Genomic DNA, 17301 nt, shown 5'->3' on the forward strand with positions numbered 1-17301 from the left:
CCACGTTCCTCGCCCTGACGGCGACGTTCGCGCCGACGGGGGCACTGGCGGCGACCGGCGCGCTCGCGGCACGCCGGATCAGGCCGACGGGGACCTGAGAATCTGTCTTCACACTCCGGCCGGGTGCTCGGGTTCGAGTACGAGGACCGGGATCACGCGGGAGGTCTTCTCCTGGTATTCGGCGTACGGCGGGTACGCGGCGACCGCGCGCCGCCACCACTGGGCCTTCTCCTCCCCGGTGAGCTCACGGGCCGTCAGGTCCCGGCGTTCCGCGCCGTCCTGGAGAACCACCCGCGGGTCGGCCTTGAGGTTGAAGTACCAGACCGGGTGGCGCGGGAAGCCGCCCTTGGAGGCCACCGCCGCGTACCGCCCCTCGTGCTCCACGCGCATCAGCGGGACCTTGCGGAGCTTGCCGCTCTTCGCGCCGCGCATCGTGACGATGACGACCGGCAGGCCCGTGTCCCAGAGCGTCGCGCCCCGCGTGCCGTCCGAACTCTCGTACAACTCGACCTGTTCGCGTATCCACTGCGCCGGACTCGGCGCGTACTCGCCCTCAAGAGGCATCGCTTTCACCCGTCGTCGCGTACGGAATTTACCGGCCCAGTCCAGCACAGGCCTGGCTGCCGGTTCGACCCGAACAGGCCGAACCCGGCCAATGGCTCAGTTACGCACTCGATATCGAGCCATCAAGAGTCCACTTGTTCGAACACCCTCTGATGACTTTCCCGCGAAAGCCGACCGCATCACACCAGGTCAGCGAGGGTTTCTTCGCTACTCGGTCCCCGGTCGGCGGCATCCGTCCCAAAGCTTGACCACAAATTCCACACATCCCCTCTCCATAGCGGCTCCCATGGTCTAGATTGTCCGTGCTTCAGCTGTTCGGGCACGAAGCGATCGACAACGATCTATAGGTCCGGCGCTACGGAGGACAGCCAGCATCGCGTTCCCCGCGTCAGACGTGGGGATGATCAATTCTTGGAGCCCCAAAAGAGACCGCGGGTGCGGGGAGCACCCGGCTTTCTACGGGCTCGCGCGCACCTCGGAGTTTCGGCAGGGCCCATGGGTCCGCCGGTGCCGGGGCGGGCTGTTCGAGCAGCGCTGGCCCAGCCGGCAGTTGATGCGCGGAGGGTGGGGACCCACCGCGGGCAAGGAACGGCGCGGCGCGGGGGGCGAGGCCCCCCGAGGGGAGGAACAGTGCGGGGGGCGGGGGCCTCCCGGGGGGAGGAACGGTGTCGGACGAGCACGTCGAAACACTGGGAACCTGGGGGGTTCTGTGCGGCAGGGGGGATTAGTCAGCCCGTTTCCGCCGACGCGAGGGCGTATGGCGAACGAGGCGATCAACCGGCCCGCTATCGACTGGGAGCAGCGGTACCGACGTACCGTGATCACCAGCGATACGGTGACCACCGCTTTCGTGGTGGCGTCCATAGGCAACTTCTTCGGGGCCCGGGACGCGGCCAACTGGCACGAGAAATGGGGAATTCTCGCATTCGGCACCGAGCTCCTCGTGCTGGGTGCGCTCGCGGTGAGCCGGGCGTGGGCACCGGCCGTTCTCGGCCAGGGTGCCGAGGAATTCCGCCGGCTCGGCCGCTCGGTTTTCACGGCGGCCGTCGTCCTGGCGCTCGGCGGAATCGCCCTCACCTCGCGGAACATCAAACTATGGATCTTCGTCGCGATCCCCGCGATCACACTCACCACCATGACCGCGCGGTATCTGCTGCGCCTCTGGCTCCATAAACAGCGAAAAGAAGGGCGGTGCCTGCGCCCGGTGCTCGCTGCCGGGAGCGTGGCCACCGCGCGCGACCTGATCGTCCGGGCCCGCAAGTCCCCGCACCTCGGCTGGCGCGTGGAAGCGGTGTGCACGACGGACGGTCACGGGCTCGACGGCGACCAGCTGGAAGGAGTGCCGGTCGTCGGCCAACTGTCGGACGTGGCAGGTCATGTACGCCGCGACGGCTACCGCGTCGTCGCCGTCACACCGGACCCGCACTGGTCACCGGACCGGCTGCAGCGCCTCGCCTGGAACCTGGAGGGCAGCGACGCCGAGATGGTCGTGGCTCCGGTACTGATGGAGGTGGCGGGACCGCGGCTGCACGTCGACGCGGTGCTCGGCATCCCGCTGCTGCGGGTCAGCATGCCCGCCTTCACCGGGGGCCGCAGAATGGTCAAGGGAATCGTCGACCGGCTGGGCGCGGCGATCCTGCTGTTGCTGTTCGCGCCGCTGATGGTGCTCGTCGCGCTGCTCGTGCTCGCGGACAGCCGCGGCGGGGCGGTGTACCGCCAGCGAAGAGTCGGCAAGGACGGCCGCGAGTTCACCATCTTCAAGTTCCGCACGATGGTCTCGGGGGCCGACCGGGCGCGTGCCGAGCTCGCCGACCGCAACGAGGGCGCGGGCCTGCTGTTCAAGCTCCGCCGCGATCCGCGGGTCACGCGGGTGGGAGCGGTACTGCGCCGGTACTCGATCGACGAACTCCCGCAGCTCTTCAACGTACTCACCGGATCGATGTCGCTCGTCGGTCCGCGGCCACCGCTGCCGGAGGAGTCCGCCGCCTACGGCCCGGACATCCGGCGGCGCCTCCTGGTCAAGCCCGGGCTCACGGGGCTCTGGCAGATCAGCGGACGCAGCGATCTGCCGTGGGAGGAGGCGGTCCGCCTCGACCTGCGGTACGTGGAGGACTGGTCGCTCGCCCTCGACACGGTGATCTTGTGGAAGACGCTGCGTGCGGTGCTCTACGGGCAGGGGGCGTACTGATGCGCACGGATCGGCATTCGGCCGGCGCGCGAACAGCGGGCCGAAAGGGCCTGCCTTGGGGGGACGGGACATGAGGGTCAGCGTTTTCGGGCTCGGCTACGTGGGCTGCGTGTCAGCCGCGTGCCTGGCCGGCATGGGGCACGAGGTCATCGGCGTCGACGTGAACCAGGTGAAGGTCGACCTGGTCAACGCCGGCAAGGCCCCGGTGGTCGAGGAGCGGATCGGCGAGCTCATATCCGAGGTCGTGGGGACGGGGGCGCTGCGCGCCACCGCCGACGTCCGCGAGGCGATCATGGGCAGCGAGATCTCGCTCATCTGCGTGGGCACGCCGTCGGAGTCCAACGGCAGCCTCTGCACCACGTACTTGGAGCGGGTCACCGAGCAGATCGGCGCCGTCCTCGCGGAGCGGCGGGGCCAGGGTGAACACGGGCGGCAGACCATCGTCTTCCGCAGCACGATGCTCCCGGGCACCTGCCTGGACCTGCTGGTACCGATCCTGGAGAAGTCCCTCGGCACGGCCGGGGTGGACTTCGGGGTCGCGGTCAACCCGGAGTTCCTGCGCGAGGGCACGAGCGTGCGGGACTTCTTCGACCCGCCGAAGACCGTCATCGGCGAACTCGACCCGGTGAGCGGCGAGACGGTGGCGGCGCTCTACGACGGCCTGCCCGGCGAGGTGTTCCGGGTGCCGGTCCCGACGGCCGAGGCGATCAAGTACGCGGACAACGCCTTCCACGGCCTCAAGATCGGTTTCGCCAACGAGTTCGGCGCGGTGTGCCGGGCGCTCGGCGTCGACTCGCACCAGGTGATGGACGTGTTCCTGGCCGACCGCAAGCTGAACATCAGCCCCGCCTATCTGCGGCCCGGCTTCGCCTTCGGCGGCTCCTGCCTGCCCAAGGACTTACGCAGCCTGGTATACGCGGCGCAGCGGGCCGACGTCTCGGTGCCCATCCTGTCCCACGTGCTGCCCTCCAACTCCGCCCACCTCCAGCGGGCGGTGGAGCTGGTCGAGCGCACGGGCAAGCGCCGGGCCGGGCTCTTCGGCCTCTCCTTCAAACCCGGCACGGACGACCTGCGCGAGAGCCCGCTCGTCGAACTGGCGGAGCGGCTCTTCGGCAAGGGCTACGACCTGAAGATCTACGACGCCAACGTGAGCCTCTCCCGGCTGCTCGGCGCGAACCGCGAGTACATCGAGACCCGGCTGCCGCACCTGGCGCACCTGCTCGCGGACTCCGTCGACGAGGTCCTCGACCACGCCGACGTGTGCCTCGTCGGCACCAGGGACCCGGCCGTCCTCTCGGCGCTGCCCCACGGCGACGAAGGACCGGTGCTCATCGACCTCATCCACCTTCCCGACGCCGACGCGCGCCGGACCGAACCGGGGTACGTGGGCCTTGCCTGGTGACACATCGTCCGACATAGCCGGCGGCGCCCGGCCGGACCGGCGCGCGCTGATCCTGGTCGAGAACCTGTCGGTGCCCTTCGACCGGCGCGTGTGGCAGGAGTGCACGACGCTGCGCGACGCCGGCTGGGAGGTGCACGTCATCTGTCCCCGCGGGACGAAGCGGGACACGGAGGCGGAGGCCGAGATCGACGGGGTGCGGATCCACCGCTACCCGTTGCGCGCGGCCACCGGAGGCCCCGCCGGGTACCTCCGGGAGTACGGATCGGCGCTGTGGCACACGGTCCGCCTGGCCCGCAAGGTCGGCCCGGTCGACGTCGTCCACGCCTGCAACCCGCCCGACCTGCTGTTCCTGCCGGCGCTCTGGCTGAAGCGGCGCGGCGCGCGGTTCGTCTTCGACCAGCACGACCTGGTGCCCGAGCTGTACCTCTCCCGGTTCGACCGCGGCGAGGACCTGCTCTACCGCGCCGTGTGCGCGCTGGAACGGATGACCTACCGGGCCGCGGACGTCGTGCTCGCCACGAACGAGAGCTACCGGGACGTCGCCGTGCGCCGTGGCGGCCGACGCCCCGCGGACGTCTTCGTGGTGCGCAGCGCGCCCGACAACGACCGGTTCCACCCCGTGCCGCCCGAGCCGGAGTTGAAGCGCGGGAAGCCCCATCTCCTGTGCTATCTCGGGGTCATGGGGCCGCAGGACGGCGTCGACTACGCCCTGCGGGCCCTCGCGAAGCTGCGCGACGAGCTCGGGCGGAGCGACTGGCACGCCGTGTTCGTCGGCGGCGGCGACACCTTCGACGCGATGGTGGAGCTGTCCCGGCGGCTCGGGCTGAGCGAACAGGTCCAGTTCACCGGTCGCATTCCGGACGCCGACCTGGTGCGCTACCTGTCCACCGCGGACGTGTGTCTCTCCCCCGATCCGCACAACCCGCTCAACGACGTGTCGACCATGAACAAGGTCCTGGAGTACATGGTCATGGGCCGTCCGCTCGTCTCGTTCGACCTCAAGGAGGCGCGCGTCTCCGCCGGTGACGCCGCCCTCTACGCACCCGCCAACGACGAGAGCGAATTCGCCAGACTCATCGCGCTGCTGCTCGACGATCCGGAGCAGCGGGCCAGGATGGGCAAGGCGGGCCAGGAGCGCATCAACGGACAGCTCTCCTGGCGGAATTCGCAAGCGTCGCTGCTCGCCGCCTACGCCGTTGCCGGCCGTGATCACGCTCCGGCGTCGAAGGGCGACCCGGCGCGGGGACCGAGGAGGCGGCGCCGTTGAGCGATGACACGATACGTCTGGTCACGATCGGGCGGATCTTCCGACGGCGCTGGCGACTCCTCGCCATGGCCGCCGTGGTGGGCGCACTCGTCGGCTACGGCGCCTCCCTGCTGTTCCCGCCCAGCTACACGACGTCGACCTCGGTCCTCCTTTCGGGGCAGTGGGAGGAGCGCGAGCTGCTGACGCAGGCGCAGATCGCGGCCAGTTCGGCGGTGGTGGACCGCGCGGCCGCCGCACTCAACTGGGAGGGAGTCACCGGCAGCGACCTGCAGGAGCAGGTGAGCGCCAAGGCCGCCGAGGGGAACATAGTCAAGATCTCGGGGACGGCCGAGACGCCGGAGCGCGCGCAGCGGCTCTCCGACCAGGTGGCCCAGCAGTTCGTCACGTTCGCCGCGCGGCTCGCGGGCGACGACACCGACCCCGAATCCTCGGCGGGACCCGAGGCGCTGCGGCAGAAGGTGCTGCAGACCAACCGCCGCATCACCGAGCTGGCCAACGCCGCCGACCCCGGGCAGACCGTGGAGAGCGTGCAGGCCCGCACCGAGCTGGAGAAGCTGCGTACCGCGCTCCAGGAGGCCATGAAGAAGCTGGACGACGCGGACCCGGCGACCAACAAGGCCGGCATGGTCGTCATGGGCCCCGCGGCCCGGCCGGCCGGCGAGGCACCGCCGACGAGGACGCAACTCGTCGTCGGCGGGGCGCTGCTGTTCTTCCTGTCCGCGGTCATCGGCCATCTGACCGCCGCCCGGGTGAGCCGGCGGCTGCGCACCGAGCCGGAGATCGCCGCGGCGCTGGGCTCGACGCTGCTCGGCACCGTCGACGTACCGGGCGACGGGCGCGCGCACCGGTCGAAGGGCGGCGGCCCGAGGGCCTGGTTCCGCAGGCTCCTCGGCCTCGACATCCGGTGGGACGTTCCGGCCCCGCAGCCGTCCGGCGGCGAGGCCGGCAGGCAGATCCGCTACCGGCGCGTGTGCGCTCGCCTGCGGAGCCAGCTCAAGGGCTCGCGGAGGCTGTTGGTCGTCGTCCCGGACGGTGACGAGGTCGCCCGCCGGGCCGCGGGGCTGCTCGTCACGGAGGCCGAGAGCGATCCTGCCGCCGCCTCTTCGGGCCGGGGGTACCCCATGCTGCGGGTGGTGGACGTCTCGGTGGCCCGGCCGCTGGTGCCGGACCGCGGCGCCGAGTCCGGCGCCCTGGTCGTGCTCAGCGCGGGCAGCTGGACCGCGGGCGAGCTCGCCGGCATCGCCGAGGCGTGCGCGGACGCGGGGCACGAGGTCGTCGGCGGCGTCGTCGCCGGCGCGGTCCGGGGCCGTGCGGCGCGGACCGCCGACCGCCCTCCGCAGCACGCCACGCCCGCGATGGCGGGCGGCGCCGACGCGAGGGGAGGTGCGGTGTGACGACGAGCAAGAATGCCGAGTCCTCGCCCGCCACGCCGCTCCTCGACCTGCGGGCGCTGGTCGTGGCGGTACGCAGACGCCGCCGCCTCTGGTGCCTCATGGCGCTCCTCGGGCTGCTGGCCGGCGCGGCGATGGCGGTCCTGATGCCACCGGCGCCTTCCGCGACGACCAAGGTCCTCGTCGTGCACCAGGAGGACCAGCCGAACGACACCGGGACGCTGATCCGTACCGACGTGGAGCTGCTGAAGACCACGAGGATCGCCGACCGGGCCCTGCGCGCCCTGAAGTCCTCGCAGGACCCGGAAGACTTCATGGGGGACTACCGGGGCACCGGCCTGACCAACAACCTGCTGCAGATCGATGTGGCGGGCACCGACGACGCGCAAGCGGTGGCCCGGGCCGGGGCGCTGGCCGACGCGTTCGTCGCGGACCATGTGCAGCGGATGCGGCAGGCCGCGAGCGCCGAGGCCAAGGCCCTGGTCCAGCAGCGTGACCGGATGCGGGACGAGCTCGCCAAGGTCAACAGGGCGATCGGCGACCGGTCGCCGGAGACCGACCCGAAGGCGTCGGCGAGCATCGAGTCCCTCTTCGCCCGCCGGGCCGAGCTCAACTCGCGGATCGCCGACTTCGACCAGCGCGCGGAAGAAGCGCGCACCGGCACACCCAAGCTCGTCGCGGGCACCCAGATCGTGGACGCCCCGCGAGCGGTGCGGCACTCCCTGCCCAAGGCGGCTGTCACCAACGCCGTGATCGGGCTCCTGCTCGGGCTCGTCCTCGGGCTCGCGGTGGCCGCGGTCGGCGCGGTGGTCGCGGACCGGCCGGTACTGCGCCGGGAGATCGCGTCGCACCTGGGCGCCTCGGTCATCGCGGAGCTGCCCCGCGCGCCCCGCGGGCCGGCCGTGCCGTGGCAGCGCCGGCGCGGCCGGGAGGCGCGCGAACGGCTCACCACGACCCTGACCCGCGCCGTGCGCGGCGCCGCGGAACCGGTGTCGCTGCTCGAACTGGGCTGTGCGCGCACCACGAGCGCGATCGCCCTGGACGTCGCCAGAGCCCTGGCGGACCAGGAGCCGGTGGTCGTCATCGACGGCCTGACCGGCCCGCAGCTCGCCGAAAGCAAGCGGCAGCCGGGAGACCCGGCCGTGGTCAGCGGCGACCAGGCCGCGAGCGTGCCGCGCCAGACGGCCAGGCTCGGCGTCGGCTCGGTCGCGCCCGGCACGGCCTGGACCGACCTGCAGTACCTCGGCAGCCAGACCGTGCTCGTCGTGCGCGCCGGGCACGGCAGCGCCACCTGGCTGCACACCGTGGCACGGCAGCTCGCGGACCAGCGCATCCCGGTGATCGGTGTGGTGCTGATCGACCCCGATCCGCGGGACAGGACCGACGGCACGCTGTGGGACGGGCTGCACATCGCGCTGCGCGGCCACAGCGAGCGGCTGTCCCGGCAGAACGGGATGGGCAAGGAGCGGACGGAGCGGCAGCCGACGTGGGCCGCGCGCGTTCCGGACAACGACAAGGAAGCGCGGTAGGACATGTGCGGCATAGCAGGTACGTACCGGTGGCCGGACGGGAAGGCAGTGACCGACCGGCTCACCGATACCCTCGCCCACCGCGGTCCCGACGGGGCGGGCCGGTACAACCACGCCGCCGGTGACGCCGAAGTGCATCTCGGGCACCGCCGGTTGTCCATCATCGACCTGTCCGAGACCGGCGCCCAGCCGATGGTCTCGGACGGTCTCGCCCTGACGTACAACGGCGAGCTGTACAACGCCCCCGAGCTGCGGGCCGAGCTGGTCTCCGCCGGGGTGCGCTTTCGCGGCACCTCCGACACCGAGGTGCTCCTCGAGGCCTGGCGGCGCTGGGGCACGGACTGCCTGCCCCGGCTGCGCGGCATGTTCGCGTTCGGGATCTTCGACGAGCGCACCGGTGAACTGGTGCTTGTCCGCGACCAGTTGGGCATCAAGCCGCTGTTCATGCTCCGGCGCGGCGGCGGCCTCGTGTTCGCCTCCGAGCTCAAGGCGCTCGCGGCGGCCACCGGCGGTTCGCTGGAGGTGGACGACGCGGCGCTGGTGGCCTCGCTCCTCTACTACTGGGTGCCGGACTCCCGGTGCGCGTACCGCGAGGCGGAGAAGCTGGCGCCGGGGAGCTGGCTGCGGTGCCGGCCCGACGGCCGGGTGGAGCGCGGCCGGTTCTGGAACCTGAAGGACGTCGCCGCCGAAGGCCGCGAGCGGGCCCTGAGCGGCGACCGGCCGGACCTCGCGGCCATTGTCGAGGAGTCGACCCGGCACCACCTGCTCTCCGACGTGCCGGTGGCGACCTTCCTCTCCGGTGGCCTCGACTCCAGCTATCTGACCGCCCTCGCGGCCCGCGACCGGCCCGGCATCTCCGCCTACACGATCGGGTTCCGCGCCGAGGACGCCAAATTCGAGGCGATGCCGGACGATCTGCGCTACGCCCGGCAGGTGGCCGAGCGGTTCGGCGTCGACCTGCACGAGATCGAGATCGCCCCGGACGTGCTCGACCTGCTGCCCCGGATGACGTACAGCCTGGACGAGCCGATCGGTGACCCGGCGGCGATCAACACGTATCTGATCTGCCGGGCCGCCCGGGAGGCCGGGGTCAAGGTGATGCTCTCGGGGATGGGCGCCGACGAGCTGTTCGCCGGGTACCGCAAGCACCTGGCCAATCTGCTCGCGCTGCGCTACCAGCGCGTCCCGGGGCCGCTGCGGCGCGGCCTGTCCGGGGTCGTCGACCGGCTGCCGGTCGCCTCGGCCCGCCGGGGCTACCGCTCGGTGCGCTTCGCCAAGCGGTTCCTCTCCTTCGCCGATCTGCCGGAGGAGACCGCGTTCCGGCGCAGCTACACCATGTACGACCGGGAAGAGTTGCTCGCCCTGGTCAATCCCGACCTGGCGGGGGCGGTCGGGGACGTGCTGACGGAGCACGCGGACGTCTACGAGGACAACGACCTCGACGACTTCGTCAACCGCATGTGCCTGGGCGACGCCCGGATGTTCCTGCCGGGTCTGAACCTCGCCTACACCGACCGCTCCAGCATGGCCGCGTCGACCGAGGTGCGGGTGCCGTACGTCGATGTCGAGGTGGTCAAGGCGGCGTTCGCCGTGCCCGGTGACCAGAAGATCGTCGGCCGGCAGGGCAAGGCCGTCCTCAAGGAGGCGGCCACCTCGATCCTGCCCAAGGAGATCGTGTACCGGCCCAAGGGCCTGTTCAGCGCCCCGCTGCGGGCCTGGATGAGCCGGGACCTGGCGCCGCTGGTGCGTGAGGTCGTCAACGACGGTGTGCTCGTCAACTCCGGGTTCCTGCGCCGCGACGCGCTGGCGCGGATGGTCGCGGAGGACGCCGCGGGGCAGCGGGACTTCTCCAAGCATCTGTGGCACGTGCTGACGCTCGAGTACTGGTATCGCGGCGCGACCTCCGGCTCCGACCGGAGCCGAGCGGCCTGACGGCCCGGAAACACGGCTTGACAGCGTAGAAACAATGAGGAGCTCGGGTGAAACAGGTTGTGCAGAACTACAAGAGCGGCGAACTGGCGCTGCTCGACGTGCCGGTGCCGGGGTGCAAGCCCGACGGCGTGCTGGTGCGCAGCGCCTACTCGCTGATCTCCACCGGTACCGAGCTCATGAAGGTGTCCGAAGCCGGCATGTCGATGGTGGGCAAGGCCCGCTCCCGTCCCGACCAGGTGGCCAAGGTCATGCAGAGCGTGGCCACCAACGGGGTGCCCGCCACGTACCGCAAGGTGATGGGCAAGCTCGACTCCTACACGCCGCTCGGCTACTCGCTGTGCGGGGTGGTCGAGCAGGTCGGCGCCGGGATCGACGATGTGCGGGTGGGTGACCTGGTGGCCTGCGCGGGCAATGAGCACGCGCTGCACGCCGAGCTGAACTGGGTGCCGAAGAACCTGTACGCCCCGGTGCCGGACGGCCTCGCGGCGCGGCACGCGGCCTTCGGCACCGTCGGCTCCATCGCGATGCAGGGCGTCCGCCAGGGAGAGTCGCGGCTCGGCGAAACGGCAATGGTCATCGGCCTCGGCCTGATCGGGCAGCTGGTGGTGCAGCTCCTCGCCGCCTCCGGGGTCCGCGTCGTCGGTGTCGACCCGGACCCGGTGCGCTGCGATCTCGCCGAACGCCTGGGCGCCGCGGCCTGCGGCGATCCCGAATCCGCGGCCGTGGAGGCCACCGTCGCCGAACTGACCGACGGCCACGGCGTGGACCAGGTGTACCTGGCCGCGGGCGGCTCCAGCAATCAGCCCGTCGAGCTGGCCGCCCGGCTCTGCCGGGACCGCGGCCGGGTCGTCGACATCGGCAAGTGCCGTCTGGACCTGCCGTGGAACGCGTACTACGAGAAGGAGCTCGACGTCCGCTTCTCCCGCAGCTACGGCCCCGGGCGCTACGACCCGGCGTACGAGCTGGAGGGGCGCGACTACCCGATCGGCTACGTACGCTGGACCGAGCGCCGCAACCTCGCGTGCTTCCTCGACCTCGTGGCCCGCGGCCGCGTCGACGTGGGGCCCCTGGTCTCCCACATCGCCGACTTCGATGACGCCGTCGAGACGTACCGGGGCCTCAAGGACGGCGAACTGAAGGCCGTGGCCGTGCTGTTCCGCTACCCCGGCCAGGAGGTCACCGCCGAGGCCGGGGCCCCGGCGGCGACCGTGCCCGCGGTGAACGTGCCCTCGGTGAGTGTCACGCGCGGTCCGGCCCGCGCCGCCGGGGCGCCGGTGCGCTGTGCGTTCGTCGGCGCCGGGAACTACGCGACGTCGATGCTGCTGCCGCACCTGGCGGGGCGCGACGGCATCGCCCTGTCGACCGTCGTCACCACGACGGCGCTGTCCGCGGCCAACGCCAAGCGGAAGTTCGGCTTCGGTGAGGCGACCACCGATCTGGACGCCGTGCTCGGTGACAAGTCCATCGACGCGGTGTTCGTCGTCACCCGGCACAGCTCGCACGCCGAACTGACCCGCAGGGCGCTCCTCGCGGGCAAGGCGGTGTTCGTGGAGAAGCCCCTGGCCCTCGACGAGGACGAGCTGGCCGGTGTGGTCGCGGCGGTGGAGGAGTCCGGCAACGACCGGCTGCAGGTGGGCTTCAACCGCCGGTTCGCGCCGCTCCTGAAGGACGCCAGGCAGCGGTTCGGCGAGCGGACAGGGCCGGCGAGCCTGCGCTATCTGGTCAACGCGGGCCGGCTGGCGCACGGCAGCTGGTACCTCCAACAGGGCTCCGAGGGCTCGCGGTTCGCCGGTGAGGGCGGGCACTTCATCGACACGGCGAGCTGGCTGCTCGGGGCCGACCCGGTCTCGGTGTACGCGCTCGCCACGTCCGGCAACGAGGACCTCCAGGTCGTCCTGGCCTACCCGGACGGTTCCACGGCCACCATCAGCTACGTCACCACGGGGCCGGCGGGCTTCCCCAAGGAGACGCTGGACCTGGTCGCGGACGGCCGTGCGCTGCGGCTCGACGACTTCGTCCGTGCCGCCGTGTACGACGGCCGCAAGCGGTGGGTCAGCTCGCGGCTGCCGAAGGCCAGGGACAAGGGCCAGAACGCCGAACTCGCCGCGTTCTTCAAGGCCGTGAGGACCGGCGGGCCGATGCCGGTGCCGCTGGAGTCGCTCGTCGCCACCACGGCGGCCACCCTCGCCGTGCACAGCGGCCTGGCCTGCGGCGCGCCGGTGACGCTGGCGGGGGCGGCGCGATGACGGTGGGCTCGGGAAGCCCGGGCTGGTACCTGCGGCGGCTGTCCCGGATGGGGCCCCTTGAGGTCGGCGGCCGGGTGGGCGACGCGGTGCGCAGACGGCGGTGGCGCTCGGAGCCGCCCGGCTGCCCGCGGGTGACCGGCGCCCGGTTCACCGCGGTGCTGCCCGCCGGGGCGGTCGCCGCGGTGCCGCCGGACGCCGCGAAGCGTCTCGTCGCCGAGGCGGACCGGCTGATGGCCGGGCACGCCGAGTTCTTCGGCGTGGGCCGCGACGACCTGGCCGCCCCGGACTGGTGCCACGACCCGAAGACCGGGCGCCGGGCCCCGTCGGGCTACGCCTTCGGCCTGCCGTACCGGGACGAGGACGCGGTCGGCGACATCAAGCAGATCTGGGAGCTGTCCCGGCACCAGTACCTCACCGTGCTCGCCGCCGCCTACGCGGTCACCGGCGACGAGCGGTACGCGGAGCGCGTGGCCGGGCACCTGCGGTCGTGGTGGGCGGCCAACCCACCGCTGCGCGGCGTGCACTGGATCAGCGGCATCGAGCTGGGCATCCGGCTGCTCTCCTGGGTGTGGATACGGCGGCTGCTCGACGCCTGGCCGGGGGCGGCCGGGCTCTTCGAAGGCAACCCGGTGGCGCTGAACCAGATCTGGCACCACCAGCGCTGGCTGGCCGCCTTCCCCAGCAGGGGCTCATCGGCGAACAACCACGTCATCGCGGAGGCCGCCGGGCAGGCCGCCGCGGCCTGCGCGTTCGGCTGGTTCCCCGCATCGGCGCGCTGGCGCACCGGCGCGCTGCGCTCCCTTGAGCGGCAGCTGCGGAGCAACACCTATCCGTCCGGCCTCAACCGCGAGCTGGCCACCGAGTACCACGGCCTGGTGCTCGAACTCGGCCTGGCAGCGGTGGCCGAGGCGGACGCCGCAGGTGTGCCGGTTCCTCCGTCGATCCGGCTTGTGCTGCTGCGGATGACCGACGCGCTCGCGGCCGTCGTGGACAACCGGTTGCGGCCGCCGCGCCAGGGCGACGCGGACGACGGGCACGGCCTCGTCGTCGACGGCGCGGGCACCGACCGCTGGGCCTCGCTGCTCGCCACCGGCGACGCCGTGTTCGGCCGGCTCGCCTGGTGGCCCGCGGTGACCGGCACCGATGTGCGCACCCCGCTCCTCGCCGCACTCGTCACGCCGTACGCGAAGAGCGGGAGCGCGCCCGCCGTGTCCCGCCCGGCGCGGCGGCCGGACCGTTTCACCGGTCCGGGCATGACCATCCTGCGGGGCCCCGGGGAGATCTGGTGCCGCTGCGACGGCGGCCCGCACGGCTTCCTGTCCATCGCCGCGCACGCGCACGCGGACGCGCTGTCCGTGGAGGTCCGGCACGACGGCGTCGACGTGCTGGCCGACCCGGGGACGTACTGCTACCACGGGCAGCCCGAGTGGCGGCAGTACTTCCGCTCCACCCTCGGCCACAACACCCTGCAGCTGGACGGCGCCGACCAGTCGGTCTCCGGCGGCCCGTTCCTGTGGACCCGGCACGCCCGCACCCGCGTCCTGACCGAGGCCGTGCCGGACGCCTCCGATACCCGCGACGTCTCCGGGGGCGGGACGGCCCGCTGGTGCGCCGAACACGACGGGTACGAGCCCTCCGTGCACCGGCGCCGGGTGGAGTTGGTGGCCGCGTCCCGGGAGCTGAGGGTGATCGACGAGGTGCGCGGCCCGCGTCGCGGCGCCCGGCTGGCGTTCCACCTCGGCCCGGCGGTCGCCGCGGACCTGGTGGGGAGCAGGGCGGTGCTCACCTGGACCCGCGACGGCGAGGACCGCTCCGCGGTGCTCGAACTGCCCGAAGAGCTGGACTGGCGGGCGCATCGCGGCGAGAGCGACCCGCCGCTGGGCTGGTACTCGGCCGGTTTCGGGCGCAAGGAACCCGCCACCACGCTGATCGGCACCGGATTCGCCGACGGCACGCAGGGGTTCACCACCGTACTCAGGTTCCGTGGCTAGGGAGGACGCGTGGGGATGAAGTGGCGGAAGTGGGCGTTACCGGTGGCACCGCTGGCGCTGGCCCTGCTGGCGTCCGGCTGCGACAGCACCTCGGGCGCACCCGCGGCGGAGCCGACCGCCGCTCCCACCACGTCCGCGGCCCGGTCCGTGGCCCGGGTGTGCGCCAAACCGGCGGCCGGTCCCGCGAAGGCGCCGGCGGGCGCCGTGACGGTCGATCCCGCGGTGGTCGGCGATCTGGCGGCCAAGACCAAGAAGAGCCCCCCGAACACCACGTTCTGGCTGCGGCCCGGCAAGCACAGGCTCGATCCGGACCGTTACGCCCAGGTCATCCCCAAGAAGGGGGACCGCTACCTCGGCGCGCCCGGCGCGGTGCTCGACGGCAGGAAGAAGAACCAGTACGCGTTCGGCGGCAGCGCCCGCGACGTCACCATCCGCTATCTGACCGTGCAGCGTTTCGTCGCGCCGCACGACGAGGGCGTGGTCAACCACGACTCGGCCGACGGGTGGCTGATCGAGCACGCGACGATCCAGCACAACTCCGCCGCCGGGCTGATGGCCGGCTCCGGTCAGCGGGTCCGGGGCAGCTGCCTGCGCGCCAACGGCCAGTACGGCATGAACGCGTACAAGGCCAAGGGCCGGCTCAGCGATCTGGTCCTTGAGGGCAACGAGATCGTGGGCAACAACACCGGTGACTGGGAGCGGCGGCGCAAGGGCTGCGGCTGCACCGGGGGCGTGAAGTTCTGGGCCGTCAACCGCGCCGACATCCGCGGCAACTGGGTGCACGACAACCGCGGAACCGGTCTGTGGGCGGACACCAACAACAACGACTTCCGCATCGAGGAGAACGTGCTCGATGACAACGACGGGGCCGCGCTGATCTATGAGACCAGCTACAACGCGGTCATCCGGAAGAACACCTTCCGGCGGAACAACTGGATCGAGGGCAGCAGGTACGCCGACCGCGGCGACAACTTCCCGTTCGCGACCCTCTACTTCTCCGAATCCGGCGGCGAACCCCGTATCAAGGCCCGCACGGACAAGATCGAGATCTACCGGAACGTGCTGGAGAACAACTGGTCCGGGATCACCCTGTGGGAGAACGCCGACCGGTTCTGCAACAGCCCGGCCAACACCTCGTCCGGTGACTGCACGCTGCTGGTGAAGGACACCGGGCGCTGCGCCGACCCGGCGATTTCCAGGGCGCCGCTCTACGCCGACTGCCGGTGGAAGACCCAGCGGGTCGACATCCACGGCAACCGCTTCGTCCTGGACAAGTCCGTCGTCGAGTGCACGGTGAAGTGCGACCGCATGGCGGTCCTCGCCAACTACGGCACCTACCCGGACTGGTCGCCGTACCAGGGCGAGCGGGTGGCCGAGGCGATCACCGGCAAGCAGCACAACCGCTGGCACGACAACACCTACATCGGACCGTGGAAGTTCGTCACCCACGACCCGAGCCGGGTGCTCGACTTCGGCCAGTGGCAGGGCGCGCCGTACCTGCAGGACGCGGGCAGCACCTTCCGCTCGCCGGAGGGTGGCTGAGATGGCAGAGGGCCACACGTCGAAGATCGTCGCGACGGTCTGGGGGCTGCTCGTCCTCAACACGCTCGGCTCCGCCGGGGCGAAGACCATCATCCCGCTCCCCCGCTCCCTCATCCAGATGGTCACCATGGGCGCGTTGGTCGCCGCGTTCGCCTTGGCGCTCGCGGTCAACCTCCGGCTGCGCATCCGGCCCAGCGCCTACGTCTTCCTGCTCACGCTGCTCCTCGTGCCGAGCGTGATCTCCAGCGTGCACCTGGAGTCCGGGTTCGGCGCGCTGTTCCGCTGCGTCCGCCTCGCGCTCTTCGTCGGCACACTGTGGCTGCTCAGCCGCTGGTGGGACGGCGGCCTGACGTTCGTACGGCATCACATCCGGATGTACTTCGCGGTGCTCGGCTCGGTCGCCGCGGGGGCGCTCGCCTCACCGGGCGCGGCCATGCCCGATCTCTACGGCGGGCGCCTGGTCGGCGCGTTGTGGCCGCTCACCCCGCCGCAGATCGGACAGTACGCCGCGGTGATCATCGGGCTCACCGTACTGCTCCTCCTCGACCGCAGGACCGACAGGGCGAGCGCGGTGGTGGTCATCGTGCCCTCGCTCGTCCTGCTCGCCCTGACGCACACCCGCACGGCCACGCTCGGGCTGCTCATCGGCCTCGCGCTCGCGATCGGCTCGCTCCTGCTGACCAGCGCCGCCGCCCGCCGCTTCTTCACCTGGGCGGTGCTCATCACGACTGTGGCGGCGGTGGGGTTCGCCTCGGCGCTGCGGGCGTGGTTCCTGCGCGGCCAGAGCGAGGAGTACCTGACCAGCCTCACCGGGCGGGCCAAGGTCTGGGACGCCCTGCTCGCGGCGCCCCGGACGACCGCGGAGAAGCTGTTCGGCGTGGGCCTCGGCGACAAGTCGTTCGGCGGGCTGCCGATCGACAACAGCTGGCTGGCCGTCTATCACGAGCAGGGTCTGACCGGCGCCGCCATCGTGGCGACGATCATCGCCGTCCTAGGCGGCGTCGCGCTGCTGCGGCCCCCGTCGCTGGCGAGGGCCTGCGCGATCTTCCTCATCAGCTACTGCGCGATCGCCTCGTACACCGAGGCGGGGCTCGGCGACGCCTCGCCGTATCTGCTGCATCTGGCCGTCGCCGCCTCGCTCCTCGCGGCGCCCGCCGCTACCACTGCCACTGCCACTGCTCCGGCCCTCCCGGTGCCCGAAGCCCCGAAACGACGCGTCCCGCGCTGGGCCCAGGATCGGAGGTGACCT

The 17301-nt window shown here is 71.8% G+C and carries 11 protein-coding genes; 10 read left to right on the top strand and 1 reads right to left on the bottom strand.

Translation table 11 applies throughout. The annotated features are described in order from the left end of the window. Positions 1 to 108 precede the first annotated feature (108 nt). Positions 109 to 564, bottom strand: a complete 456-nt coding sequence (locus AC07DI_RS14575) for a nitroreductase family deazaflavin-dependent oxidoreductase (RefSeq protein ID WP_478904673.1) — start codon at positions 562 to 564, stop codon at positions 109 to 111. A gap of 709 nt (positions 565 to 1273) precedes the next feature. Between AC07DI_RS14575 and AC07DI_RS14580 the strand changes: the two genes are divergently transcribed. From AC07DI_RS14580 to AC07DI_RS14625, 10 genes are all read left to right on the top strand, one after another. After that, a complete protein-coding gene (locus AC07DI_RS14580) occupies positions 1274 to 2752 on the top strand; it encodes a sugar transferase (protein WP_478904674.1) in 1479 nt (492 codons plus the stop codon). A gap of 70 nt (positions 2753 to 2822) precedes the next feature. Continuing rightward, positions 2823 to 4154: a nucleotide sugar dehydrogenase gene (locus tag AC07DI_RS14585; protein WP_384252117.1), complete on the top strand. Its 1332-nt coding sequence runs from the start codon at positions 2823 to 2825 to the stop codon at positions 4152 to 4154. After that, positions 4144 to 5421: a glycosyltransferase family 4 protein gene (locus AC07DI_RS14590; RefSeq protein ID WP_384252114.1), complete on the top strand. Its 1278-nt coding sequence runs from the start codon at positions 4144 to 4146 to the stop codon at positions 5419 to 5421. Before AC07DI_RS14585 ends, AC07DI_RS14590 begins: the two co-directional genes overlap by 11 nt. Then, the gene (locus tag AC07DI_RS14595) at positions 5418 to 6815 is read left to right on the top strand and encodes a Wzz/FepE/Etk N-terminal domain-containing protein (RefSeq protein WP_384252111.1); all 1398 of its coding nucleotides are present in this window, start codon (positions 5418 to 5420) and stop codon (positions 6813 to 6815) included. The genes AC07DI_RS14590 and AC07DI_RS14595 overlap by 4 nt, the downstream gene beginning before the upstream one ends. Further along, positions 6812 to 8341, top strand: a complete 1530-nt coding sequence (locus AC07DI_RS14600) for a Wzz/FepE/Etk N-terminal domain-containing protein (RefSeq protein WP_384252108.1) — start codon at positions 6812 to 6814, stop codon at positions 8339 to 8341. The genes AC07DI_RS14595 and AC07DI_RS14600 overlap by 4 nt, the downstream gene beginning before the upstream one ends. Positions 8342 to 8344: 3 nt before the next feature. Then, positions 8345 to 10273: an asparagine synthase (glutamine-hydrolyzing) gene (gene asnB, locus AC07DI_RS14605; protein WP_478904675.1), complete on the top strand. Its 1929-nt coding sequence runs from the start codon at positions 8345 to 8347 to the stop codon at positions 10271 to 10273. Between the two features lie 47 nt (positions 10274 to 10320). Next, positions 10321 to 12519, top strand: coding sequence for a bi-domain-containing oxidoreductase (locus AC07DI_RS14610; protein ID WP_478904676.1), 2199 nt, complete (start codon positions 10321 to 10323; stop codon positions 12517 to 12519). Next, a complete protein-coding gene (locus AC07DI_RS14615) occupies positions 12516 to 14510 on the top strand; it encodes a heparinase II/III family protein (RefSeq protein WP_478904677.1) in 1995 nt (664 codons plus the stop codon). The genes AC07DI_RS14610 and AC07DI_RS14615 overlap by 4 nt, the downstream gene beginning before the upstream one ends. Positions 14511 to 14519: 9 nt before the next feature. Then, positions 14520 to 16052: a right-handed parallel beta-helix repeat-containing protein gene (locus AC07DI_RS14620; protein WP_478904678.1), complete on the top strand. Its 1533-nt coding sequence runs from the start codon at positions 14520 to 14522 to the stop codon at positions 16050 to 16052. Position 16053: 1 nt separating this feature from the next. Then, positions 16054 to 17298 carry an O-antigen ligase domain-containing protein gene (locus AC07DI_RS14625; RefSeq protein WP_478904679.1) on the top strand — a complete coding sequence of 415 codons (1245 nt, stop codon included), beginning with the start codon at positions 16054 to 16056 and terminating at the stop codon, positions 17296 to 17298. The last annotated feature ends 3 nt before the right edge of the window (positions 17299 to 17301 follow it).

It is taken from the genome of Streptomyces sp. NPDC044106 (assembly GCF_056433985.1).